A 22840-nucleotide genomic window follows, 5' to 3' on the forward strand; every position below is an offset into this window, starting at 1 on the left:
TCCTTTCGCAGATTATAAAAGACGTATCTTTTAACAACTGAGCGCCGCTTGCGCTATCGCCAGATCGACATAAACGTGTTTAAAACAGATTTTTTCAGCGCTTTTGTGCGCTTCTTTGCAGTACTCTTGGCTCCGGAAGTTTCCCCGGCAGAGGGAAACCCATTCGCTTGCTCTGCGTGTAAACCATCGATCACCGGTCCTTTACGACCTTCTGTGAGGTTTATCATGCGCATCACTTCCGAGCTCATCTGCCAGGCCGCCGACCAACTCAAAGGCTTCGTCGGCCTCAATCGCAAATCCGGCCAGTACATCGTGCGTTTCAGCGAAGACTCTTTCGGCATGGACGTGGCTGACGACGGCATTATTCCCACCAGCGAATTCGTCTGGGCCTCAGGTTCCGGGCAGGCCATGACGCTCAAGCGTGAGTTGATTCAGTTGTTGCTGGATCAGAACATCGATGACCGGATCAACATCACCGAGCCGTTGCGGGTGTACATGAATCGGCGGGAGGTGCCGCAGATTTCGGCGGTTCGCAGTCTGGTGCAGCGCTGTTGCGGTGGCTGTGGTGGCTCTGCAACATAGAACCGTCCAGATTGGTCTTGTCATCGACATATAACTAATGTGGGAGCAACTGTCATGTTGGTTTCTATGTTGGAGGCTGTTAAAAAGACAACCGGGTATCCACAGTTTCAACCCGTGTGATTTCCAACAACCGCAGCCTGTTTAGGCTGCGTGTTCTTTTCACTCAGTTTTATCCTTGGATTATGATTTTTGCCTCTTGCAGGCTGCGATCAACGCACGGACCAGCGGCGGCAACTTGCCCTTGAGTGCTGCGCGTTCAGGTTGGAACAGCGTTGCGACGAAGAACGGATGCCCGCGCAATTCCACCGCCCGCAAGTCGCCCGAAGCATCGTGTCCAACGGCGCACAGCTGTTGGGTCAACAACTCACGTTCGAACGCTGGATTAACGCCATAACGGCAGCGATAGCCTTCGACAATCTCAGCGCTTTCGTACGCCTGGGCGATCAACGAGCCTTCAACCAGATGAATGCTGTCGACGGCCTCCACCAGCGAACAGGTCAGTGGCGTGAGCAGTGCTCGCGTCGCATCCGGCGATGTTTCACCGTGTTCGGCATCGTCCCAACCCAGAACATGTCGGGCGTATTCGAGTACGGCGTGTTGAAAACCGCCACAGGTGCCAAGAAAGGGGCGTTGCTGTTCACGGGCAAAACGAATCGCCCGCAACGCACCGTCCCTATCGCGGTAAGGGCTGGCGGGCACGCACCAGAAACCGTCGAATTCAGCCAATGACGCATCGGCGCTGATGCGGTCAGTGGCCAACCATTGGAACCGCACGTCTGTGTTCGCCTGTTCAGCGGCCATGCCGAGGGCGATGGGGATGGCTTGGTGAGCAGTGACTTGCGGATCGTAATCGCCGATCAGGGCGATGCGGATTGGGCGGGTTTCCATGAGTGCGCTCCACGTTTGTTGATTCCTGGCACCCACTATAGATTGGCGTTCACGCACTTAATATTGGCGTTATCCCAATTGATCAATGCACCGATGCACTATCGACTGGATTACCCCGACCTGTCGCTGATCCTCGCGTTGGTGCGTGGCGGCTCTCTGGCCCAGGCGTCGACGTTGTTGAAGGTCGATGTTTCGACCGTATTTCGCGCCGTGCGCCGACTGGAAGCTGCGCTGGGCCAGCAACTGTTCGAAAAAAGCCGCGCCGACTACTTGCCCACCACCTTGGCGCAAGCCCTGGCCGAGCAGGCTGAGCGGGCCCGACTGTCGCGCCTTGCGCTCGGTGGTGACGTTGTTCGATGAGTTGGGGCGGGCGCTTCGATTGCCTTGACCGAGCGCTAAACCTTCGGCTGATCCTTGCGCACGAAGTGCTGATGCATTTCCGAGGTCAGGCTTTCGATACGTTCGCTGAGGGTCTTGGTCATTTCGGTGAGCCGGGTGTTTTGCTCGAGCAGTTCCAGCAGTTGCGCGGTGTTCTGCGCCGCTTGCGCCTGACGTTCACTGTTGGCGACGGCAAGGGATTCGCGGTGTAGAGCGTCGGCCTCGGACTGGGCTTTATCCCGCGCCGCCTGACGGGTCTGGGCCAGCAGGATCAGCGGCGCGGCATACGCCGATTGCAGGCTGAACGCCAGGTTCAGCAGGATGAACGGGTAGAGATCGAAGTGAGCCACGCCGAACAGATTGAGGCAAACCCACAACACCACGATCAGCGTCTGTGCACCGAGAAAGGTCGGCGTGCCGAAGAACCGCGCAAAGGCCTCGGCGCGCAGGGCGAACTTGTCGTTGCCGAAGGTGGGCGCCAGGTGTGCGTGGGGGCGATGAAAGCGCAGGTGGTCGACGGGGTCGGCGTGTTTAGTGTCAGAAGTCGTGGCGGTCATGGTGCTCTCTGCATGGTGCTGGGACTGAGGCTCACTATAGCCCCAGCGCCAGTTTCATTCTGAAACACACTGCGGTGTTTTATTCAGCGCTTCCGATCACCGCTAAAGCAGCGGACATTGTCATTTATTGCAATTCGATCTAGAGCTGATAGCAGGCCAGAAACATGTCCAGCGCCGACTCCACCACTGTGGTCTGCATCTCGGCTGACAGGCCGGGCAGGCCCATGGAAATCTGTGGCCAGAACGCAAAGGATTTGAGCATTCCCTGAATCTGTTGTGCAGCGAATTCAGGGGCAACCGGTTTCAATCGGCCATCGGCCTGGGCCGCGCGGATCCACACCGTCAGGCCTTCTTCGCGTTCCCCCATACGAGCGACCATATTCTGGGCGCGCTCAGGGGAATGGATGGTGGCGGCGATAGCCACTCGTGCCAGGTCGAGAAAATTGTCATCGCCCAGCATCTGCAATTTCGCCATCAGCATCCGACGCATCTGGTCGCGCAGCGGCAGGTCGGGGTGGTAGGGCGTTTCCTGTTCTGCCGTCACCCGCGCCCATAATTGATTGAGGATTTCGGCGAACAACTCTTCCTTGCTGGGGAAATGGTTGTACACCGTGCGCTTCGACACGCCGGCGGTGGCGGCGATCTTGTCCATGCTGGTGATGTCGAAACCGTTGGCACGGAATTCGGCAATCGCCGCTTGAATGATGGCTTCGCGTTTTCGGTCGGTGAGGCGCTGTGGAGCTGTCATAAGTACGCTTCGGCAGGAAGAAGTGAGAATTACACTCGGCAGTTTACTTGTGATCGGCTTTGATGCAACCTAGAAACTACACTGTGCAGTGTAATGTTTTGTTAATCCTGCGCAGTGAACACTAGAATCTCCGGCTGATGCGTGCGTGCCTTGGCCATTTATCGTCCCAAGCGGAAAACCGAGAATCATGTGGTTTTCCAGGAGTCATTCAGTCATGGCCACTTCAACTTCCCCTGCGGACAACGTCTCCACGCCTGAAGCATCCCGTCAGGCAGAAGGGAGCTTCCGAAACCATGCGCCCGTGCAACGTGAAGGCTTTCGCAAAATGGTGCGCATCATGTGGGGCATGATCTTCCGAAAACCGCGTAACACCCGTCCGACGGCGCCTGTCCCAGTGCAAACCCTGACTCAGACAGCGTTGATCGCCGCCCCTGATCACAGCGTTTATCGTCTCGGTCATTCCACCGTACTGCTGAAGCAGCGGGGCAAATTCTGGATCACCGATCCGGTCTTCGCCGAGCGCGCCTCACCGGTGCAATGGGCCGGCCCCAAGCGTTTTCACCAGCCGCCGATCAGCCTCGAAGAGCTGCCGCCGATCGAAGCGGTGATCCTGTCCCACGATCACTACGACCACCTCGATTATCAAGCGGTGCTCAAACTGGCGGACAAGGCCAAGTACTTTCTGACGCCGCTGGGCGTGGGCGACACCTTGATCAAGTGGGGCATCGACGCCAGCAAAGTCCGACAACTGGACTGGTGGCAAGGCACTGAGGTCGACGGTATTCAGTTCATCGCCACACCTTCGCAGCACTTTTCCGGTCGAGGTCTGTTCGATGGCAACAGCACGCTTTGGGCCTCGTGGGTGATGATCGACGGTGACACCCGAATCTTCTTCAGCGGCGACAGCGGTTACTTCGATGGCTTCAAACGCATCGGCGAACAGTACGGCCCATTCGACCTGACGCTCATGGAAACCGGAGCCTACAACGTCGAGTGGCCGCATGTGCACATGCAGCCGGAGCAAACCCTACAGGCGCACATCGACCTCAAAGGTCGGTGGTTATTGCCGATTCACAACGGCACGTTCGATTTGTCGATGCACGCCTGGTACGAACCCTTCGACCGCATCCTGGCGTTGGCCTGGGAGCGGAATGTCTCGATTACCACGCCGCAGATGGGGCAGGCGTTCAACGTGATGTATCCGCAGCGGGGTGGAACCTGGTGGTCGGAGATGGAAAACGCTGGCGATCAGGTGGAGACTCAGAACGCATGACGTTGTGAAGCCGGGCTGCTTACCGCTGCAAGCGGCCCGGGCCGACATCTCACTCAACCATCGCATAATCCGCCCGCCCCACCGGATCAGGCGTAGTCCCTTTCACATTCATCCCTCGACCCGGTGCAAACCCCGGGAAGAACACTAACCCCTCCGATTCAAACCGGTAAGCCAACGCGAGCCGCGTAACATCCAGCACATCGCGTTCATCTTCAAATCGCTGAATAGCGTCAACCGAAACCCCGGATTCCCGAGACAGTTCCTCCACACTCCAACCCAGCATCGCTCGGGCCTGAACGCTATGCGCGGGGGTGAATTGGAAAAGGGCGATACGTTCCAGGGTGATTTTCATCGCATGAGAGGCCATGGTGTTCTCCGGGCTCAAGAGTGCTGATTCAAAAAATACTGTGTTTTTGTACAGTTGTTTTGTTCCCGAATCAAACTCATTTTTTGATTGGTTCTATCTCGTCCCGTCCAGCCAGGTCGTTGGTGCCTGTCCCAGTACGCGCCGGAACATCGTTGAGAACGCCGCCGGGCTGTCATAGCCAAAGTCCAGGGCGATCCGCGTTACCGGTTCGCCCACCACCAGCCGCGCCAGCGCCAGCACCACGCAAGCCCGCTGCCGCCATTGGCTGAAACTCAGCCCCGTTTGGTGGCGGAACAGGCGATTGAAAGTGCGCAGGCTGATGTGTAATTGATCGGCCCATTGCTGTGGCGACTGATGAGCGTCGGGCCGCTGCACGAAGCCCTGGCACAACGCGAGCAGCCGCGCATCGACGGGCAGGGGAATGTGCAACGGCAGGTGAGTGCTGCGCGCCAGTTCATGCAGCAGCAAGCCGATCAGCATACCGTCGCGCCCACGCTCGTCATACGCCAGCGGGATCTCCACCGCCTCCATCAGCAAATGCCGCATCAATGGCGAAACGCTGATCACCTGACAACGATCCCCCAGATCCACGGCCCCCGGCTCGATGTACAAACTGCGCGTGCTCACCCCCAGCATCAGCACCTCATGCGCCACCCCCGGCGGAATCCATACCGCCCGCTGCGGCGGCACCACCCAACTGCCGTCGAGCGTGCTGACCTGCATCACGCCGGTGGCGCCGTACAACAATTGCGCCCGCCGATGTGTATGACGAGGCAACAAATGGCCGTGGGAATAATCCGTACCGATGGCCACCACCGGCCGTGGCGTGTGGTCCAGCAGATCAATCGAAACATTGCGCATCGAGCAGCCCCAGCGGTTGGCGTAAACGCGAACATTATTGGCTGGCTTGCTGAAGCAGGCCAAGGCGCATCGTTCTATCGTCGACCGCTCTCAATCAACGGACGACACCGATGTTCTATCTCCTGCTGGCACTCTTCGGCTGCATGACCGGCATCACCGCGGTGCTGTTCGGTTTCGGCGGCGGTTTCGTCGTCGTGCCACTGCTGTACCGCATGCTCATGACCAGCCACGGCACAGACGATCCCGTCAGCCAATCGGCGATGCACATTGCTGTGGCAACTTCGACCTGTTTGATGATCATCAATGCAACGATCGCCACCGGAAAACACCGACGCGCCGGCAATCTCATTCGTCATTACCTGTGGCCGTTGGGCGGGTTTATCGGCGTGGGCGCGGTAATCGGCGCCTTAGCGGCGATGTGGGCAAGTGGCGAGGTAATTCGCTATGCCTTCATCGCGTACCTGGGCGTGACTATCGCGGATTGCCTGTTGCGACGCGGCTTTCTTACAGCGCCCGACACGGCAATCCCACGGCGATTGGGAAGGGCAGAAGTGTCTGGCGGCGGCGTAGGCATCGGCACCATTGCCACATTTCTCGGCGTAGGCGGCAGCGTCATGACCGTGCCGCTGTTGCGGCGTTGTGGGTTGAGCATGTCCCAGGCGACGTCCATGGCCAATCCGCTCAGTTTGCCCGTGGCGTTGGCTGGGACGCTGACTTACATGGCAATGGCCGGCTTCACCGAGTTTGATCTTGGGCCGTGGTTTGTCGGTTATGTGGATCTGCTGGCGTTTGCGGTGTTGACGGTCGGGTCTATGGTGGGGATTCGGTTGGCTGCGCCGTGGATTGGGCGAATACCGGATCGAACCCATGCGCGGGTGTATATCGGTTTGCTGGTGCTGGTGATGATCAGTCTGTGCCTGAGTTAAACACAGTTACTTCGCCTCTAACCCCGGCGCTTCACGAATAATGAAGTGATCCAGGTTCTCAATATTCGCACTGAACACCCCGAACGTTTCTTCGGGGTTTTTCTTGCTCGGCACCTGCTTCAACTCCGGCGTCACGCCATAAAAGAAGCAATACAATTCTTTCCCGCTCTCACCGGCGTGCTTGATCTCTTCCAGAAACACTTTGCGCTTGCGGTAGTTGTCGATCAGCTTTTTGCTCAGGTAAACGTTGACTGAATAAGGCTTCTTCTTCGCCTCGTCCGCTTGCTTGAACCAGACCTTCTGTTCGAAATCGATGCGAAAGCTCTGCGTGTAATCCTTGATCTCCTTGATCTTGCCCCAGTAAATCAGCCCCTTATTGTCCTGCAGATACTCGATTTTTTTGAAGAACGACCCATAAGGCGCCGTGTGCTCACCAATCTTCAGCGGCATGCGCTTGAGCAACTCCTTGTCCTCGAAGTTCGACACAAAACACTCCACCGGGTGGGCGAAGACACTGGTCTTGTCCGGTGCCGACTCGCGGCTCGGGTGCTCGACATTACTGGCCGCTGAAGAGGGTTTCGGATCGTCCCGCATCACATCAGCCGCCACCGCCGGGTTCGACGGCTTACGCACATACTCACGCCGCGTCAGCAACAACTCCGACGGGAAATGCTCCTCGCGACTGTCATCCGTTTCCGCACCGTTCGCGTCCACACCTGACGCCGACGCCTTGAGACTGACATAAGGACAATCCACCACATGCCGGGTGCTGGGCGTGTTCTTGAAGTGCGGGGTGCGAACGTAATTCACGTTCTTGGCGTTTAACGTCGTCAACACATTCGCCGCATCGAAGGCCGTCCTGCATGCGTCATTGGGACATTGGAAGTGTTCTTTGGCGGAATCGAACTCCATGGTTTCGTCGACATTCAAATCGCGCACGTCATAGATCGACAGCTTGTCGTCGAGGCTGAGGCAGTAGGCGAGGTCGAATTTCATGGGTGGCTCGGGTCCTTGAGTGGGGAAGGGTATTAATAGCGGGAGGCGGGGCGGGTTGCACTGAATGTTTTCAACACAGCGCGAAATTTGCGGAAAAACACCAAACCTGTGGGGAGCCTACTCGCGAAAAATTCACGAACACCGCCGGACAGGTCGCAGTCCTGGATCCGACAAGCAGGAGCTAACGAGTCGCTTTTAGCACTAAGCGAAGAAAGCGAGCAAACAAAAAACCGATCAGGAGACTGGTCGGTTTTTTGTGTTGAATGTTCAGTCCTCTATCACTTCGATTGCCATTTGTCTCGATAGACAAACGCGACTTGGTAGTCATAGGAGAGCAACTGAATGGCATGGTGGAAATGGGGCTGAAGAGTGCTGACCCAGTCGGGAGATACGTTGAAACCACCACTGTTCACATTGTTTTCAATGGGCATGCCCAGCGCTTCGATAACTGAGCCATCATCGCCAAAGTCTTTCGACAATTCCTCCCCTTCGCCCATCTCGGTTCGTTTGTCATACCATTCCAACCTGATTTTCAGTCCCACTACAATTTCAAACTCCAGCGAACTTGGTTAACTCATTGGAGGCGCCAAATTGGTCTCCCATTCATATATTCAAGCGTTGCAGCTAAGTTGAAATAGGTAGGCCGCGTCATACACTTTTTTCCCCAGCAAAGCCTCCAAGGCTCCAAGCTGCTCGTCCGTAAGGTTGTATCCCTCCCATCCTTGCTGCTCAGCAGTCCAACCCATAATGTTTTTAATTTCCTGATCGTACCCAGTCGGTAACTCCACTTCGAATGCCAGCAGTTCGTTATGTTTGTGAAAGGCTTCGATTACATAAATCAAGGTTCCACACTCCTAGAGCTGTCTGCGGGTTTGGTTTGCTTGCCGGTAATTGGATCATATTCTCCGAGATGGCGGCCGCCTTTGTCGTACATCTCCACAGTGCCGTGCTGCGAGTCCCATTCAAAAATTGTCCCTTTTGACGTTTTCCATCGTTTTCGAAGGCCACCGCCGCCTTTTAGCGGGGTCTTACGTTTCGCTCTCGTTGCATCGGGAAAGGCAATTAGCCCCTTCGGTGCGGGATGGTAATTGTGGTCAGCAACACTCACCACAACATACACCGGCCTAATCCCTGAATCAGCCGGAAACACCAGAATGAAATCCTTGTACTCCGGCGGATACACCGGGTCCACGATGATGCTGTCAGCCGCTTTCGTCGGCGGGTAAACCCAGATATGCGGTGCTTGCGGGGCCGCCTCCAGCGCAGGAATGGCAAGGATGTCGGAACCATCTACAGCCGGTGTCCAGATCAGTTCAATGCCGTCACCCAGGTCAGCCACCTGCTGGCTGCCACGCAATGTGAACTGCACGACATCAACCATTTCCCAATCGCGATTTTTGCCGCTGTAGAAACCGTATCCCTTGAGGCTGCCGTCAATCTGTTGCTCGACCCGCAGACGAACGCGGGTACGGGCCTGTTTGAGCGCCCGGAGTTGGTCTTCGGTGTAAAGCGAGCTGTCGCCCAGACTCGATGGTGTGACCAGCGCAACAAGGCCAACCAGCGTTGCTGTTACGGCGCTCGCGGCAGCCACGGGAGCAGCGGCGAATGCCGAGCCGGATTTGTCTAGGTGCCTGCGCGTGTTCCGATGAAATATTCCAGCCCCACTGGAAAATCAATTTTGAGTAAATCTGCAACCTGCCTGACCTGCTGCTCAGTGAGTTGCAGTTCACCGGGCTCTAACTCTTCGAGGGTTTTTGATTCAGTCAGTTGAGCCAGAATCTGGTTGAGCTTGTAATCTTTAAGAGCCAGTTCGAACTGCAATGTATCGTCCTGCTTCTCATCGGGGTAAAAGCCGGTGATGGAAAGATAGCGCATGTTTTTTCTCTCTTGGGTTACTTTGGGGTGGTCGGTTTTTTTGTGTTGAATCTTTCAGTCCATTATCACTTCGATCGCCACTTGTCTCGATAGACGAACGCTACTTGGTAGTCATAGGAGAGCAACTGAATGGCATGGTGGAAATGGGGCTGAAGAGTGCTGACCCAGTCGGGAGATACGTTGAAACCGCCATTATTCACATTGTTTTCAATGGGTATGCCCAGCGCTTCGATAACAGAGCCATCATCGCCAAAGTCTTTCGACAATTCCTCCCCTTCGCCCATCTCGGTTCGTTTGTCATACCATTCCAGTCTGATCTTCAGTCCCATAACGTCCTCATAAATATTTTTTGATGCTTCGATTTTTCTTCGGTGAGTCCAGCTGTTGGCCAGTCTCATAGTCGAAAGAACCTAAGTGGCTGCCATCACTTGAACGATAGGCTTCAAGTTCACCATGTAAAAAATCCCATTCGTAAATTGTTCTACCCTTCGCATCAGTCCAGCGATCCCGAAGTCCTCCCGCGTATGGGGTCTTCTTTTTTGTTCTTCTCAATCCAGGAAATGCAGTGATGTCTTCGGTTTCGGGGGCTGGGTGATAGGTGTGACCAGCTTCGGCTGTGCCTTTGCCCCGAACACTCACCACAATATAAACCGGACGTACCCCCGACCCCACCGGAAACACCAGAATGAAATCCTTGTACTCCGGCGGATACACCGGGTTCACGATGATGCTGTCAGCCGCTTTCGTCGGCGGGTAAACCCAGATATGCGGTGCTTGCGGGGCCGCCTCCAGCGCAGGAATGCCAAGGATGTCGGAACCCTCTACAGCCGGTGTCCAGATCAGTTCAATGCCGTCACCCAGGTCAGCCACCTGTTGGCTGCCACGCAAGGTGAACTGCGCGACATCAACCATTTCCCAATCGCGATTTTTGCCGGTGTAGAAAGCGTATCCCTTGAGGCTGCCGTCAGTCTGTTGCTCGACCCGCAGGCGAACGCGGGTGCGGGCCTGTTTCAGCGAACGGAGTTGGTCTTCGGTGTAAAGCGAGCTGTCGCCCAGATTCGAGGGTGTAACCAACGCTACGAGACCAACCAGCGCCGCTGCGGCGGTGCCTGCGGCTGCGGCGGGGACAGCGGCGAATGCCGAGCCGGCCAAGGCGAGGGAACCCAGACCGACGGGAATCGCTGCGCCACTGATCTTCTTCAGTGGCACAGCGCCCGATACATCCGCTTCGCGAGCACCCAGCAGAATCAAGTCACCGTAGTCTTTCAGGCTATCGGTCGGCACCATCCCTGAGGGATTCGAGTAATCGATGATGGCGTCCGGTAGCTTGCAGGACTTGGCGAAGACACATCCGGCTTGAGTGGGTCTTTGCCTTTCCTCTATGACCTGACGGCTGCGTTCGAAGGCGTCTTGCCTGGCCAGCATGGCTTCGTAGACTTTTTGCCTTGCGTCCCGCTCGGCCAATTCGGTGGCGGTCATGAAGCGGTGAGTGACGTGATGCCCATCACCGGAGGGCGGATTCTTTATCCGCGGAATGTCCTTGTTGCCAGCCACTGATCTTCCTTTTGTTCATCCATCGGCAACCCCGGAAAAGGGGCTGCGCGACGTTAACGAACGCGGCTAATCGTGGCTGTAGGACGAGTCCTGGATGACTCTAAGCGTTTTCTCTTTTTATCAGGACGGCAGTGCAATCCTTAGGACTCGCCGCCTTCGTGCACATGTGCCAATGAAGTTTTCCAGGCCCGATCACTCAAACTTCAACCTCTCCACCTTCTGAAACAGTGACGCTGTGAACTCATCCCGGTCGCTCGAATGGTGACAACGTCGATGACAGTTCGGACACAGCGCCACGGCGTTGCTCGGGCGATCCGAACCTTCCTGCGCCAAATGCTTAACGTGGTGAACCTCAAGAAACGGTCTGCCGCCCTTTTCAAACGGAGCAGGCTGACCACAGCCTTCGCATCTACCGTTAGCCTGTTGGCGAACCCAAGCTCTTACCTCTGGGTCGCGAACATAAGATTTTCCGCTGGACTGAGTCTGTTCTGGTTTCTCAATCCCTTTCGGCACGTCTTTAATCGGATGTTTCTCAAGTTTGGCAGATCGCTGTTCCAGCGTTGCCTCGTCCGCTGTAGGGACAAAATCCTCAGGCGTCAAAGTACTTGGAGCGTTGAGCGCTTCTCGAATGCTTCGCGCAACATTGGCGCCGACATTCTTGGCGGGTTTGTAACCCTTGATAGGCTCTCGACCCAACGCGGTCATGATTGTAGAAATGTTCTGCATTCGAAACTCTACTGAGCTCTTGGTGCGGCCTGCTAAGAAACCTTCGCGTAGAACACGATTTTCATGGGCCTTATTGAATGCCTGCCCGCTCTGCTCGCGTGACCATATGCTGAGATAAGAATCGACTGCAGCCTGAATCTCCACGTCACTCCAATCGTTGTTGCTCTTTTCCGTGTCCATACAATCGCCGAGGGTAGAAAACTCTCGGACGATACTGAGTGGCCATTACGACTGTCTACGAATATTCCTACAGAAAAGACTGATGCATCGTTCAGTCGGTCCTACAAAGGCACCTCGCTACTATCCCTCTGAATATTTCGGGGGCTTAACCACCGGCACCCGCCGACGCTTACGGTTGAGCAACAGAAAAGGCATGTCCGCGTAGGGACGAAAAAATGGAGTTTTCATTCCCCAATAAAGAAGCCCCGATCAGATCGGGGCTTTCATTTTTTCGATTTGTCGATTCAGGTCGCTACCGTCAAATCGCGGTTAGCTCTGGAATCAATCCCAACTCAACGCCCCACCAGTCTGATACTCAATAACCCGCGTCTCAAAGAAATTCTTCTCTTTCTTCAAGTCCATAATCTCGCTCATCCAAGGGAACGGGTTAGTCGTCCCTGGATACTCTTCCTTCAACCCAATCTGCGACAGGCGACGGTTAGCGATGAACTTCAGGTAGTCCTCCATCATCGCCGCATTCATGCCCAACACGCCGCGAGGCATGGTGTCGCGCGCGTATTCGATTTCCAGCTGAGTGCCTTGCAGAATCATCTGCGAAGCTTCTTCCTTCATTTCAGCGTCCCACAAGTGTGGGTTTTCGATTTTGATCTGGTTGATCACGTCGATGCCGAAGTTCAGGTGCATGGATTCGTCGCGCAGGATGTATTGGAACTGCTCGGCGACGCCGGTCATTTTGTTGCGGCGGCCCATGGAGAGGATTTGGGTGAAGCCGCAGTAGAAGAAGATGCCTTCCAGAACGCAGTAGTAGGCGATCAGGTTGCGCAGCAACTCTTTGTCGGTGTCGACGGTGCCGGTTTCGAACTTCGGATCGGAGATCGAACGGGTGTATTTGAGGCCCCAGGTGGCTTTTTTCGCGACCGATGGGATCTCGTGGTACATGTTGAAGATCTCGCCTTCATCCATGGCCAACGATTCGATGCAGTACTGGTAGGCGTGAGTGTGGATCGCCTCTTCGAACGCCTGGCGCAGGATGTACTGGCGGCATTCCGGGTTGGTGATCAGGCGGTACACGGCCAGCACCAGGTTGTTGGCAACCAGGGAGTCGGCGGTGGAGAAGAAGCCGAGGTTGCGCATGACGATGCGGCGCTCGTCGTCGGTCAGGCCTTCCGGGTCTTTCCAGAGGGCGATGTCGGCGGTCATGTTGACTTCTTGCGGCATCCAGTGGTTTGCGCAGCCGTCCAGGTACTTCTGCCAGGCCCAGTCGTACTTGAACGGTACGAGTTGGTTAAGGTCGGCGCGGCAGTTAATCATGCGCTTTTCGTCGACGGCCACACGGGCGGAGGCGCCTTCGAGTTCGGCGAGGCCTTCGGCGACGTCGAGGTTGTCCAGGGCTGCTTTTGCACGGGCGATTGCGGCGGAGTCGGACGCGGTTACAGCGCGGGCTTCTTGCGCAGCGACGCCACCAGCGGTGTCGAGGCGGTCCATGTTGGCTTCAGTGGCGTGCCCGGCGTTGGCGCCTTTTACAACGGTTTCGCCGCTGTCTTCTTTGTCGAATTCGTCCCAGCTCAGCATGACGTGTCGTCTCCTGCGTGAGGGCCAGATGCCCGTGTGAAAACTGATTGGTTGGTTTTTCACACGGCCGTACTGGCCGCGGTGGATCTAAAGGAAATCGTTTTTTGCAGCAGTACAACGCAGGCAATAAACAGAATTTTGTACGGGTGTTCTGAGGCCACTGACGGGCGCAGAAAATGTGAACAGCTTCTGCGTGGGCTTCAGACTGGCGTGTTCCCTGTAAGGGAATATTGCAGGCCCGATTTACGCGGCATTATAGGGAAATTTTCGGCCGCGTGGTGCGACGAAATGGCACTGAGAAGGGGAGGCAGTAGGCGTTTTTAGGCCGGAGTGAGGGTTTACAGGGCTTTGGCTGCTATCGCGGGTGCAGATTTTTTTTTCATTAATTTTGGCGCTCGATTATTTTTGTTCAAAAAACAATCAAAAACTGCCGTTTCCACTACATGTTGTGTTTTGAGTGGGTTTTCGATGCCCCCAGACACAACTAAGCCCGACCGAAGTCGGGCTGTAAACTCGTGCTCATTTATTAGCTGAGACGAGCCGCACCAACGTGGTCTGCACCATCGGCAGCTACCTTGGCAGCGCCGGTGTGATCGAAGCCGTCAGAAGCGACAGCCGCTTGCGTGGTGTAAGCAGCCGAGCCAGTGCGGTCGTAACCGTCAGCGGCGAAGGTGTTAGCGGCCAGGACAGAGAGGGTCAGGGCGAGGATCAGTTTGGTTTTCATGGTAGTGGCTCCAGGTTCGTTGGCGTTGTGTGCCTTGGGTGTGGAATTGATACTACGCCAGATAATTTGATTAAAAAGCGCAAATAAACGCTTAAATCAATCGTATAAGTAGATATATAAGGTTCGGCGCTTCATCTGCCTTAAATATCGGGCGGATGGGTCGAACCTTGGGAGCGTAAGAGCGGGTGATTAGCTGTTAGAGCAGCCGTTACCCATAACGCTGTAACGAAGAATGTGGCGTTGGCCTTTGGAGTCGTCGTATTCCATTGTGGCTGGAACAACTTCACACACATTCGGGACTTCACTCATCGATACAACTTTGGCGATGTCCAGATCGGTGGAGTAAGTGTATTCCTCAACGGCGGGTTGCTGCTGTGCGACATCAGTCGGGACCTCGTCTGCCATGGCGGTTGCGCACAGGCTGCTGAGGGCCAGAACTAATAAAGCTTTCATTTCAGATTTACCTTTTAGAGGTCGAGTGGGGTCACGCAACCTTTTTGGGGTTGCGTGTGGAACTTGAGTACTAAGTTTTGGATTAACTGCCTTCGTGGGGGCTGCAACTTGGTTAATCACGTTGCCTGGTTGGCGAGGCCGATTTTAGGCGTGGGGTGTACATTCATATAGGCGTGCTTTTGATAAACACTATTGGCAGATCCTGTAACAATCCCCGAAAAGCGACCTTTGGCTCGCTAATGAAGCCAATGTCATAAATGCCCAAAGCCCCTGAAATCACTGCTCTTGAGCGCCTAGGCGGGGTATAGCCACATTTTGTAGGGGCTTGTTACTACCATCGTCGAATGGTTCTATAGGCCCAGCCCGGCTACAACTGGGTCATACAAAAACAACTATTCCACCGAGGTAACAAAGATGAGTGCGGCTTCTCTGTATCCCGTTCGTCCCGAGGTAGCGGCCAACACGCTGACTGACGAGGCGACCTACAAGGCCATGTATCAGCAGTCCGTCGTTAACCCGGACGGCTTCTGGCGCGAGCAAGCCAAGCGCCTCGACTGGATCAAGCCTTTCACCACGGTGAAACAGACTTCCTTCGACGATCACCATGTCGACATCAAATGGTTCGCCGACGGCACCCTGAACGTTTCCTACAACTGCCTCGACCGTCATCTGGCCGAGCGCGGCGATCAAATCGCGATTATTTGGGAAGGGGATGACCCGGCCGAAAGCCGCAACATCACCTACCGTGAGCTGCACGAACAAGTCTGCAAGTTTGCCAACGCCCTGCGTGGCCAGGATGTGCACCGCGGCGACGTGGTGACTATCTATATGCCGATGATCCCCGAAGCCGTGGTCGCCATGCTGGCGTGTACCCGGATTGGCGCGATTCACTCGGTGGTGTTCGGTGGTTTCTCGCCGGAAGCCCTGGCTGGCCGGATCATCGACTGCAAATCCAAAGTGGTGATCACTGCTGATGAAGGCATTCGTGCCGGCAAGAAGATCTCGCTCAAGTCCAACGTCGACGATGCGCTGACCAACCCGGAAACCAGCAGCATTCAGAAAGTTATCGTGTGCAAGCGCACCGGTGGCGACATCAAGTGGAACCAGCATCGCGACATCTGGTACGAAGACCTGATGAAAGTCGCGGGCACTGTGTGCGCGCCGAAAGAAATGGGTGCTGAAGAAGCGCTGTTCATCCTTTATACCTCCGGATCGACCGGTAAGCCGAAGGGTGTCCAGCACACCACCGCCGGCTATCTGTTGTACGCGGCGTTGACCCACGAGCGCGTGTTCGACTACCGCCCGGGCGAAGTTTACTGGTGCACCGCCGACGTCGGTTGGGTCACTGGCCACACCTATATTGTCTATGGCCCGTTGGCCAATGGCGCGACCACCTTGCTGTTCGAAGGCGTGCCGAACTACCCGGACATCACCCGGGTGGCGAAAATCGTCGACAAGCATAAGGTCAACGTTCTCTACACTGCCCCTACCGCCATCCGCGCGATGATGGCGTCCGGCAAAGCTGCCGTTGAAGGTGCCGATGGCAGCAGCCTGCGTCTGTTGGGTTCGGTCGGTGAGCCGATCAACCCGCAAGCGTGGGACTGGTACTACAAGAATGTCGGTCAGTCCCGTTGCCCGATCGTCGACACCTGGTGGCAGACCGAAACGGGCGGCAACATGATGAGCCCGTTGCCGGGTGCGCACGCGCTCAAACCGGGTTCGGCTGCACGTCCGTTCTTCGGCGTGGTGCCGGCATTGGTGGATAACCTGGGCAACATCGTCGAAGGCGTTGCCGAGGGCAACCTGGTGATTCTCGATTCTTGGCCGGGACAGGCCCGCACGTTGTATGGCGACCATGACCGCTTCGTCGATACCTACTTCAAGACCTTCCGCGGCATGTACTTCACCGGTGACGGCGCGCGTCGTGACGAAGACGGTTACTACTGGATCACCGGTCGCGTGGATGACGTGCTCAACGTGTCCGGCCACCGCATGGGGACCGCCGAGATTGAAAGCGCGATGGTCGCCCACCCGAAAGTCGCGGAGGCGGCCGTGGTCGGTGTGCCGCACGACATCAAAGGGCAGGGCATTTATGTCTATGTCACGTTGATCGGTGGCGAAGAACCGAGCGAGCAACTGCGACTTGAGCTGAAAAACTGGGTCCGTAAAGAGATTGGTCCGATTGCTTCGCCGGATGTCATTCAGTGGGCACCGGGCCTGCCAAAAACCCGTTCGGGCAAAATCATGCGCCGCATTCTGCGCAAGATTGCTACGGCCGAATACGATGGGTTGGGTGATATTTCTACCCTGGCGGATCCGGGCGTGGTGCAGCATCTGATTGATACGCACAAGACCATGAACGTCGCTTAGCAGCAGTTCCTGATCATCAAAGCCCCGCCGGCATTGCGCCGAGCGGGGCTTTTTCGTATCGATGGGGGCAGCCAATATTTATCGGCTTCACTTGTAGGCGCTTTCCCACTGTTACCCGCTTTCGCTCAAGTAACTGAATGTGTAACCGCTCGCTCCCATACGGGGCATTGGGAAACGCATAGCCCCTTCATTCGGTCTCTATAGCCCGCTTTAAAAATAAGGCACCACGCTGCGCTTGCCGGATTAGAAGGGTTTGCCAATAATAGGCCCGCAATTTGCAGCGTAGATCGGTTCACTGTCTTTTGCTCTCGCATGATTTTGCGGAGCTGTCAACGCGCCCAAGCGGCTTTCTCTGTGGTTCTGTAATTAGTTGTCGCATTGAAGAAATATCGGCTTCGGGCCTGTCGTTAGAATGCCGATCACTCGCTCGTTGTTGCTCGCGTTGAAAAAAAGCGCGCGATTGCTACAGCGCAGCACCGCTTTGCGGTTCTACTCATTCGCATATTGGGCTGTCGCTCACTCTGCCGTTTTAGCCCTTTACCGATGGAGTCCCAAGATGAAGAAACTCGTGCTGCTTGGCGCCCTGGCACTGTCCGTGCTGTCCCTGCCGACTTTCGCCGATGAAAAGCCTCTGAAAATTGGTATCGAAGCGGCTTACCCTCCGTTTGCTTCCAAAGCACCGGACGGCCGTATCGTTGGTTTCGACTACGACATCGGCAACGCTCTGTGCGAAGAGATGAAGGTCAAGTGCGTTTGGGTCGAGCAAGAGTTCGACGGTCTGATCCCGGCACTCAAAGTGCGCAAGATCGACGCGATCCTGTCGTCCATGTCGATCACTGAAGACCGCAAGAAGTCCGTGGACTTCTCCAATAAGTATTACAACACCCCGGCTCGCCTGGTCATGAAGGCCGGTACTCCAGTCAGCGACAGCCTGGCTGAGCTCAAGGGCAAGAACATCGGCGTGCAACGTGGTTCGATCCATGAGCGCTTCGCCCGCGAAGTCCTGGCCCCGCTGGGTGCCGAGATCAAGCCTTATGGTTCGCAAAACGAAATTTACCTCGACATCGCTTCTGGCCGTCTCGACGGCACCGTGGCAGACGCTACGCTGCTGGATGACGGCTTCCTGAAAACCGACGCCGGCAAAGGTTTCGCCTTTGTTGGCCCGGCGTTCACCGACGTCAAATACTTCGGCGACGGCGTAGGTATCGCCGTTCGCAAGGGTGACGCACTGAAAGACAAGATCAACACCGCGATCACCGCCATTCGCGAGAACGGCAAGTACAAGCAAGTCCAGGACAAGTACTTCGCCTTCGATATCTACGGCAAGTAACACCTCCCGGCGACAAGTCCGAAATGGCGCAAGCAACAGGATCTCTGAGGTTTGCGCCATTTTTTCATCCCCCTTTTCGAGGACCTGAATCATGTTGAAAGGCTACGGGGCTGTCATCCTCGATGGCGCATGGCTGACGCTTCAGCTCGCCTTGTCGTCCATGGTCTTGGCCGTTGTTCTGGGTCTGATCGGCGTTGCGCTGCGTCTGTCCCCGATTCGCTGGCTGGCCTGGCTGGGCGACCTGTATTCCACGGTGATCCGCGGGATTCCCGACCTGGTGCTGATCCTGCTGATTTTCTACGGTGGTCAGGACCTGCTCAATCGCGTGGCGCCGTTGCTCGGTTTTGACGACTACATCGACCTGAACCCATTGGCCGCCGGTATCGGCACCCTGGGCTTCATCTTCGGGGCGTACCTGTCGGAAACCTTCCGTGGCGCCTTCATGGCGATCCCGAAAGGTCAGGCAGAAGCCGGCATGGCCTACGGCATGAGCAGTTTTCAGGTGTTTTTCCGGGTGCTGGTGCCACAGATGATTCGCCTGGCGATTCCGGGTTTCACCAACAACTGGCTGGTACTGACCAAGGCTACCGCGCTGATTTCGGTGGTGGGGCTGCAAGACATGATGTTCAAGGCCAAGCAGGCGGCAGATGCCACCCGCGAACCTTTCACCTTCTTCCTCGCAGTGGCGGCAATGTACCTGGTGATCACCAGCGTCTCGTTGCTGGCATTGCGTCACCTTGAGAAGCGCTACTCGGTAGGCGTAAGGGCGGCTGATCTATGATCTTCGACTACAACGTCATTTGGGAGGCCATGCCGCTGTACCTCGGCGGCCTGTTGACCACCCTCAAATTGCTCGCGCTGTCGCTGTTCTTCGGCTTGCTGTGCGCGTTGCCGCTGGGCTTGATGCGCGTCTCGAAAAACGCGGCCGTCAACATGAGCGCCTGGCTCTACACCTACGTGATTCGCGGCACACCGATGCTGGTTCAGCTGTTCTTGATCTACTACGGTCTGGCGCAGTTCGAAGCGGTACGTGAAAGCTTCCTTTGGCCGTGGCTGTCCAGCGCGACGTTCTGTGCGTGCCTGGCCTTCGCGATCAACACCAGCGCCTACACCGCTGAAATCATCGCCGGCAGCCTGCGCGCCACGCCGAACGGTGAGATTGAAGCGGCCAAGGCGATGGGCATGTCGCGCTACAAGATGTACAAGCGCATCCTGCTGCCGTCGGCCTTGCGCCGGGCGCTGCCGCAGTACAGCAACGAAGTGATCATGATGCTGCAGACCACCAGTCTGGCGTCCATCGTGACCCTGATCGACATCACCGGTGCCGCGCGAACGGTCAACGCCCAGTACTACTTGCCGTTCGAGGCGTACATCACGGCGGGTGTGTTCTACCTTTGCCTGACGTTCATTCTGGTGAAGATGTTCAAACTGGCCGAGCGCCGCTGGCTGGGCTATCTGGCCCCGCGGAAGCACTGATATGGAACGCATCGATCATTCATTGCCGTGGAGCCACTTGGGCAGCGAACGCCAGGTCACGGTGTTCCGCTTCGGCAGTGGCGAACGCAAAGCCTACATCCAGGCCAGCCTGCACGCCGATGAATTGCCGGGCATGCGCACGGCTTGGGAGCTGAAAAAGCGTCTGACCGAGCTCGAAGCCCAAGGTTTGCTCAACGGTGTGATCGAACTGGTGCCGGTGGCCAATCCACTGGGCCTCGGTCAATTGCTTCAGGGCAATCATCAAGGGCGTTTTGAGGCGGGCAGCGGCAAGAACTTCAACCGCGATTTCGTCGAGCTGAGCGCGCCAGTGGCCGCTACGCTGGACGGGCATCTGGGCGACGATCCGCACGCCAACGTCCGCCTGATCCGTCAGGCCATGAGCGATGCGCTGGCAGCCTTGCCTCCGGCCGCGAGTCAATTGCAAGGCATGCAGCGAGTGTTGCTCAGCCATGCCTGCACCGCTGATGTTGTGCTGGACTTGCACTGCGATACAGACGCTGCGCTGCACATGTACGCCTTGCCGCAACATTGGCCGCAGTGGCGTTCGCTCGCCGCTCACCTGAACGTGAAGGTCGGTTTGCTGGCGGAAGATTCCGGTGGCAGCTCCTTCGATGAAGCCTGCTCGCTGCCGTGGCTGCGCCTGTCGCGTCTGTTCCCCGGCGCGCAGATTCCCCTGGCGTGCCTGGCCACTACCATTGAATTGGGTGGTCAGGCCGATACCGCTCGTGCGGACGCCGAGGGTTACGCCGAAGGCATTCTGGCGTTCCTTGCCGAACAAGGCTTGATCATCGGCGAATGGCCCAAACCTGCGCAGGAGGCGTGCGAAGGCATGCCGTTCGAAGGCACTGAATTGCTGTTCGCGCCACATCCTGGCGTGATCAGTTTCTTGCGTAAACCCGGTGAATGGATTGAAGCCGGCGATGAGATTTTCGAAGTGATCGATCCGTTATCGGATCGGGTCAGCACGGTGTGTGCTGGTACGTCCGGGGTGCTGTTTGCCATTGAACGGCTGCGTTATGCCCAACCCGGTTTCTGGCTGGCCAAGGTGGCGGGGCGCGAAGCGCTGCGTCACGGGCGCTTGCTCAACGACTGACTGACTGTTTTTGTGAGAACCGACCGCATGTACAAGCTTGAAGTCCAAGACCTGCATAAACGCTATGGCAGTCACGAAGTGCTCAAGGGTGTGTCCCTGAAAGCGGCGGCTGGCGATGTGATCAGCATCATCGGCTCCAGTGGCTCCGGCAAAAGTACCTTCCTGCGCTGCATCAACCTGCTGGAGCAGCCGCACGCAGGCAGGATTCTGCTCAACAACGAAGAGCTGAAACTGGTTGCCAACAAGGAAGGCGCGCTGAAAGCGGCCGACCCGAAACAGCTGCAACGCATGCGTTCGCGCCTGTCGATGGTGTTCCAGCATTTCAACCTGTGGTCGCACATGACCGCGCTGGAAAACATCATGGAAGCGCCGGTCCACGTGCTCGGCATGTCCAAGGCCGAAGCCCGCGAGAAGGCCGAGCACTACCTGAACAAGGTCGGTGTGGCGCATCGTAAAGAAGCTTACCCGGGCCACATGTCCGGCGGTGAGCAGCAGCGTGTGGCGATTGCCCGTGCGCTGGCGATGGAACCTGAAGTGATGCTGTTCGATGAGCCGACGTCGGCGCTCGACCCGGAGCTGGTTGGCGACGTGCTGAAAGTCATGCAGGCCCTGGCACAGGAAGGCCGGACGATGGTGGTGGTGACGCACGAAATGGGCTTCGCCCGTGAAGTGTCGAACCAGTTGGTGTTCCTGCACAAAGGTATCGTCGAAGAAAGCGGCAACCCGCGTGAGGTGCTGGTCAACCCACAGTCCGAACGTCTGCAACAATTCCTCTCGGGCAGCCTGAAGTAATCGCTCCCGTTACGCACCCAATTAGGTCATGCTGCGCATCGCGCGCCAGATGATCTAATTTGGTTGCAGCCGCTTTTGGCTTCTAACAGTGTTTTCGTTTCGGATTGCCCGCCATGACTGCCCATCGAATTGGTTTCCTGATTTGGCCCAGCACTAAAGCACTGACGCTTGCGCTGGCTGAGGAGGCCTTGCGTGTTGCCCAGCGTGTGCATCCGGACGTTGTCTACGAACTGTCGTTTTTGCAGGTCGAACCGCCGACCGAAGGCGCCTGGCAATTACCGGGTGAACCGTGGGCCGGCAAGCTCGAAAACTTCCAGAAACTGTTTCTGCTCGCCGATGAGCCACCGACCACGCTCGCGCCGGCGCTAAGTAGCGCGCTGAAACAACTGGTGCGTGCCGGTTGCGTGATCGGTGGTTTGTCTGCCGGTGTTTACCCGTTGGCCCAACTGGGTTTGCTCGACGGTTATCGCGCTGCCGTGCACTGGCGCTGGCAGGACGACTTCACCGAACGTTTCCCGAAAGTCATTGCCACCAGTCATTTGTTTGACTGGGATCGCGATCGCCTGACCGCGTGCGGCGGCCTGTCGGTACTCGACTTGCTGCTGGCCGTGCTGGCCCGTGACCATGGCGCCGAACTGGCGGGCGCGGTGTCGGAAGAGCTGGTGGTCGAGCGTATCCGCGAGGGCGGCGAGCGCCAACGCATTCCGCTGCAAAATCGTCTCGGGTCCAGCCATCCGAAGCTCACGCAAGCCGTGTTGCTGATGGAAGCCAACATTGAAGAGCCGCTGACCACTGACGAAATCGCCCAGCATGTGTGCGTGTCCCGTCGGCAGTTGGAGCGTATCTTCAAGCAATACCTCAACCGAGTGCCGAGCCAGTATTACCTGGAGCTACGCCTGAACAAGGCCCGGCAGATGTTGATGCAAACCAGCAAGTCAATCATCCAGATCGGCCTGTCGTGTGGCTTCTCCTCGGGCCCGCACTTCTCCAGCGCCTACCGCAACTTCTTCGGTGCCACGCCGCGCGAAGATCGCAATCAGCGGCGCAGCAGCAGCCCGTTTGAGTTGTCGTCGGTGCCATCCGAGCGTGGGTGATAAT

Annotated in this window: 24 protein-coding genes and 3 pseudogenes; 11 read left to right on the plus strand and 16 right to left on the minus strand. The window is 56.7% G+C overall.

Annotated features, from left to right (window positions below):
• The first annotated feature begins 225 nt into the window (after nt 1-225).
• Nucleotides 226-582 (plus strand): DUF2025 family protein, encoded by a 357-nt coding sequence (locus ACXPVS_RS17575; protein ID WP_458511062.1) that lies wholly within the window; start codon nt 226-228, stop codon nt 580-582.
• 180 nt (nt 583-762) lie between these two features.
• Here the strand turns inward: ACXPVS_RS17575 and ACXPVS_RS17580 are convergent, their stop codons facing one another.
• Nucleotides 763-1470 (minus strand): CTP synthase C-terminal region-related (seleno)protein, encoded by a 708-nt coding sequence (locus ACXPVS_RS17580; RefSeq protein WP_458511063.1) that lies wholly within the window; start codon nt 1468-1470, stop codon nt 763-765.
• A 15-nt stretch (nt 1471-1485) separates the two neighbouring features.
• On the opposite strand from ACXPVS_RS17580, the pseudogene ACXPVS_RS17585 reads away from it, so the two are divergent.
• A pseudogene (locus ACXPVS_RS17585) lies at nt 1486-1824 on the plus strand (LysR family transcriptional regulator); the annotation flags it as partial.
• A gap of 41 nt (nt 1825-1865) precedes the next feature.
• On the opposite strand, the gene ACXPVS_RS17590 reads toward ACXPVS_RS17585, so the two are convergent.
• Together ACXPVS_RS17590 and ACXPVS_RS17595 are read right to left on the minus strand one after the other, a co-directional pair.
• Nucleotides 1866-2405, minus strand: coding sequence for a DUF1003 domain-containing protein (locus ACXPVS_RS17590; protein WP_458511064.1), 540 nt, complete (start codon nt 2403-2405; stop codon nt 1866-1868).
• 139 nt (nt 2406-2544) lie between these two features.
• Nucleotides 2545-3153, minus strand: coding sequence for a TetR/AcrR family transcriptional regulator (locus ACXPVS_RS17595; protein WP_150657191.1), 609 nt, complete (start codon nt 3151-3153; stop codon nt 2545-2547).
• Nucleotides 3154-3367: 214 nt separating this feature from the next.
• Between ACXPVS_RS17595 and ACXPVS_RS17600 the strand changes: the two genes are divergently transcribed.
• Nucleotides 3368-4426, plus strand: a complete 1059-nt coding sequence (locus tag ACXPVS_RS17600) for an MBL fold metallo-hydrolase (RefSeq protein ID WP_458511065.1) — start codon at nt 3368-3370, stop codon at nt 4424-4426.
• A 49-nt stretch (nt 4427-4475) separates the two neighbouring features.
• Here ACXPVS_RS17600 and ACXPVS_RS17605 read toward each other — a convergent pair whose 3' ends face one another.
• Both ACXPVS_RS17605 and ACXPVS_RS17610 read right to left on the minus strand, forming a co-directional pair.
• On the minus strand, nt 4476-4793 hold the full coding sequence (locus ACXPVS_RS17605; protein WP_458511066.1) for an XRE family transcriptional regulator: 318 nt from the start codon (nt 4791-4793) through the stop codon (nt 4476-4478).
• Between the two features lie 93 nt (nt 4794-4886).
• Nucleotides 4887-5654, minus strand: a complete 768-nt coding sequence (locus ACXPVS_RS17610; protein ID WP_458511067.1) for an AraC family transcriptional regulator — start codon at nt 5652-5654, stop codon at nt 4887-4889.
• A 110-nt stretch (nt 5655-5764) separates the two neighbouring features.
• On the opposite strand from ACXPVS_RS17610, the gene ACXPVS_RS17615 reads away from it, so the two are divergent.
• Nucleotides 5765-6580, plus strand: coding sequence for a sulfite exporter TauE/SafE family protein (locus ACXPVS_RS17615; RefSeq protein WP_458511068.1), 816 nt, complete (start codon nt 5765-5767; stop codon nt 6578-6580).
• A gap of 6 nt (nt 6581-6586) precedes the next feature.
• On the opposite strand, the gene ACXPVS_RS17620 is transcribed toward ACXPVS_RS17615, so the two are convergent.
• The 11 genes and pseudogenes from ACXPVS_RS17620 to ACXPVS_RS17670 form a co-directional block, all read right to left on the minus strand.
• Nucleotides 6587-7576 (minus strand): hypothetical protein, encoded by a 990-nt coding sequence (locus ACXPVS_RS17620; RefSeq protein ID WP_458511069.1) that lies wholly within the window; start codon nt 7574-7576, stop codon nt 6587-6589.
• 278 nt (nt 7577-7854) lie between these two features.
• On the minus strand, nt 7855-8118 hold the full coding sequence (locus tag ACXPVS_RS17625; protein WP_458511070.1) for a colicin E3-like toxin immunity protein: 264 nt from the start codon (nt 8116-8118) through the stop codon (nt 7855-7857).
• A gap of 69 nt (nt 8119-8187) precedes the next feature.
• The gene (locus ACXPVS_RS17630) at nt 8188-8418 is read right to left on the minus strand and encodes a DUF7683 domain-containing protein (RefSeq protein WP_458511071.1); all 231 of its coding nucleotides are present in this window, start codon (nt 8416-8418) and stop codon (nt 8188-8190) included.
• Nucleotides 8415-9194 (minus strand): annotated as a pseudogene (locus ACXPVS_RS17635) (colicin E3/pyocin S6 family cytotoxin); the annotation flags it as partial. The pseudogene ACXPVS_RS17635 and the gene ACXPVS_RS17630, both read right to left, overlap by 4 nt.
• A 5-nt stretch (nt 9195-9199) precedes the next feature.
• Nucleotides 9200-9451: a pyocin S6 family toxin immunity protein gene (locus ACXPVS_RS17640; RefSeq protein ID WP_458511072.1), complete on the minus strand. Its 252-nt coding sequence runs from the start codon at nt 9449-9451 to the stop codon at nt 9200-9202.
• Between the two features lie 65 nt (nt 9452-9516).
• On the minus strand, nt 9517-9780 hold the full coding sequence (locus ACXPVS_RS17645) for a colicin E3-like toxin immunity protein (protein WP_458511073.1): 264 nt from the start codon (nt 9778-9780) through the stop codon (nt 9517-9519).
• Nucleotides 9781-9787: 7 nt separating this feature from the next.
• Nucleotides 9788-11005, minus strand: a complete 1218-nt coding sequence (locus ACXPVS_RS17650; protein ID WP_458511074.1) for an S-type pyocin domain-containing protein — start codon at nt 11003-11005, stop codon at nt 9788-9790.
• A gap of 192 nt (nt 11006-11197) precedes the next feature.
• Nucleotides 11198-11911, minus strand: a complete 714-nt coding sequence (locus ACXPVS_RS17655; protein WP_458511075.1) for an HNH endonuclease — start codon at nt 11909-11911, stop codon at nt 11198-11200.
• Nucleotides 11912-12232: 321 nt separating this feature from the next.
• Nucleotides 12233-13483, minus strand: coding sequence for a ribonucleotide-diphosphate reductase subunit beta (locus ACXPVS_RS17660; RefSeq protein WP_458511076.1), 1251 nt, complete (start codon nt 13481-13483; stop codon nt 12233-12235).
• A 529-nt stretch (nt 13484-14012) separates the two neighbouring features.
• Nucleotides 14013-14207 (minus strand): annotated as a pseudogene (locus ACXPVS_RS17665) (hypothetical protein); the annotation flags it as partial.
• A gap of 189 nt (nt 14208-14396) precedes the next feature.
• Nucleotides 14397-14660: a DUF2790 domain-containing protein gene (locus tag ACXPVS_RS17670; protein ID WP_458511077.1), complete on the minus strand. Its 264-nt coding sequence runs from the start codon at nt 14658-14660 to the stop codon at nt 14397-14399.
• Between the two features lie 414 nt (nt 14661-15074).
• Here ACXPVS_RS17670 and acs point away from each other — a divergent pair, with 414 nt between their 5' ends.
• The 7 genes from acs to argR all read left to right on the plus strand — a co-directional run bounded on the left by acs (nt 15075) and on the right by argR (nt 22836).
• Nucleotides 15075-17030 (plus strand): acetate--CoA ligase, encoded by a 1956-nt coding sequence (gene acs / locus ACXPVS_RS17675; RefSeq protein ID WP_458511078.1) that lies wholly within the window; start codon nt 15075-15077, stop codon nt 17028-17030.
• A 556-nt stretch (nt 17031-17586) separates the two neighbouring features.
• Nucleotides 17587-18360, plus strand: coding sequence for an ABC transporter substrate-binding protein (locus ACXPVS_RS17680; RefSeq protein WP_458511079.1), 774 nt, complete (start codon nt 17587-17589; stop codon nt 18358-18360).
• Nucleotides 18361-18451: 91 nt separating this feature from the next.
• On the plus strand, nt 18452-19141 hold the full coding sequence (locus tag ACXPVS_RS17685) for an ABC transporter permease (RefSeq protein ID WP_458511080.1): 690 nt from the start codon (nt 18452-18454) through the stop codon (nt 19139-19141).
• Nucleotides 19138-19836: an ABC transporter permease gene (locus tag ACXPVS_RS17690; RefSeq protein WP_458511081.1), complete on the plus strand. Its 699-nt coding sequence runs from the start codon at nt 19138-19140 to the stop codon at nt 19834-19836. The genes ACXPVS_RS17685 and ACXPVS_RS17690 overlap by 4 nt, the downstream gene beginning before the upstream one ends.
• A gap of 1 nt (nt 19837) precedes the next feature.
• Nucleotides 19838-20950: a M14 family metallopeptidase gene (locus ACXPVS_RS17695; protein WP_458511082.1), complete on the plus strand. Its 1113-nt coding sequence runs from the start codon at nt 19838-19840 to the stop codon at nt 20948-20950.
• A gap of 27 nt (nt 20951-20977) precedes the next feature.
• The gene (locus tag ACXPVS_RS17700; RefSeq protein WP_458511083.1) at nt 20978-21742 is read left to right on the plus strand and encodes an ABC transporter ATP-binding protein; all 765 of its coding nucleotides are present in this window, start codon (nt 20978-20980) and stop codon (nt 21740-21742) included.
• A 113-nt stretch (nt 21743-21855) separates the two neighbouring features.
• Nucleotides 21856-22836 (plus strand): transcriptional regulator ArgR, encoded by a 981-nt coding sequence (argR, locus tag ACXPVS_RS17705; protein WP_458511084.1) that lies wholly within the window; start codon nt 21856-21858, stop codon nt 22834-22836.
• Nucleotides 22837-22840: the final 4 nt, after the last annotated feature.

The organism is Pseudomonas sp. Ma2-10, from assembly GCF_054330215.1.

Bases quoted from the DNA above. Each gene is read 5' to 3' on its own strand.
- ACXPVS_RS17595 (WP_150657191.1), bottom strand. From the start codon at position 3,153: ATGACAGCTCCACAGCGCCTCACCGACCGAAAACGCGAAGCCATCATT.
- ACXPVS_RS17700 (WP_458511083.1), top strand. From the start codon at position 20,978: ATGTACAAGCTTGAAGTCCAAGACCTGCATAAACGCTATGGCAGTCAC.
- ACXPVS_RS17610 (WP_458511067.1), bottom strand. From the start codon at position 5,654: ATGCGCAATGTTTCGATTGATCTGCTGGACCACACGCCACGGCCGGTG.
- ACXPVS_RS17600 (WP_458511065.1), top strand. From the start codon at position 3,368: ATGGCCACTTCAACTTCCCCTGCGGACAACGTCTCCACGCCTGAAGCA.
- ACXPVS_RS17620 (WP_458511069.1), bottom strand. From the start codon at position 7,576: ATGAAATTCGACCTCGCCTACTGCCTCAGCCTCGACGACAAGCTGTCG.
- acs (WP_458511078.1), top strand. From the start codon at position 15,075: ATGAGTGCGGCTTCTCTGTATCCCGTTCGTCCCGAGGTAGCGGCCAAC.
- ACXPVS_RS17680 (WP_458511079.1), top strand. From the start codon at position 17,587: ATGAAGAAACTCGTGCTGCTTGGCGCCCTGGCACTGTCCGTGCTGTCC.
- ACXPVS_RS17690 (WP_458511081.1), top strand. From the start codon at position 19,138: ATGATCTTCGACTACAACGTCATTTGGGAGGCCATGCCGCTGTACCTC.
- ACXPVS_RS17645 (WP_458511073.1), bottom strand. From the start codon at position 9,780: ATGGGACTGAAGATCAGACTGGAATGGTATGACAAACGAACCGAGATG.
- ACXPVS_RS17670 (WP_458511077.1), bottom strand. From the start codon at position 14,660: ATGAAAGCTTTATTAGTTCTGGCCCTCAGCAGCCTGTGCGCAACCGCC.
- ACXPVS_RS17660 (WP_458511076.1), bottom strand. From the start codon at position 13,483: ATGCTGAGCTGGGACGAATTCGACAAAGAAGACAGCGGCGAAACCGTT.
- ACXPVS_RS17605 (WP_458511066.1), bottom strand. From the start codon at position 4,793: ATGGCCTCTCATGCGATGAAAATCACCCTGGAACGTATCGCCCTTTTC.
- ACXPVS_RS17615 (WP_458511068.1), top strand. From the start codon at position 5,765: ATGTTCTATCTCCTGCTGGCACTCTTCGGCTGCATGACCGGCATCACC.
- ACXPVS_RS17590 (WP_458511064.1), bottom strand. From the start codon at position 2,405: ATGACCGCCACGACTTCTGACACTAAACACGCCGACCCCGTCGACCAC.
- ACXPVS_RS17575 (WP_458511062.1), top strand. From the start codon at position 226: ATGCGCATCACTTCCGAGCTCATCTGCCAGGCCGCCGACCAACTCAAA.
- ACXPVS_RS17695 (WP_458511082.1), top strand. From the start codon at position 19,838: ATGGAACGCATCGATCATTCATTGCCGTGGAGCCACTTGGGCAGCGAA.
- ACXPVS_RS17640 (WP_458511072.1), bottom strand. From the start codon at position 9,451: ATGCGCTATCTTTCCATCACCGGCTTTTACCCCGATGAGAAGCAGGAC.
- argR (WP_458511084.1), top strand. From the start codon at position 21,856: ATGACTGCCCATCGAATTGGTTTCCTGATTTGGCCCAGCACTAAAGCA.
- ACXPVS_RS17655 (WP_458511075.1), bottom strand. From the start codon at position 11,911: ATGGACACGGAAAAGAGCAACAACGATTGGAGTGACGTGGAGATTCAG.
- ACXPVS_RS17685 (WP_458511080.1), top strand. From the start codon at position 18,452: ATGTTGAAAGGCTACGGGGCTGTCATCCTCGATGGCGCATGGCTGACG.
- ACXPVS_RS17580 (WP_458511063.1), bottom strand. From the start codon at position 1,470: ATGGAAACCCGCCCAATCCGCATCGCCCTGATCGGCGATTACGATCCG.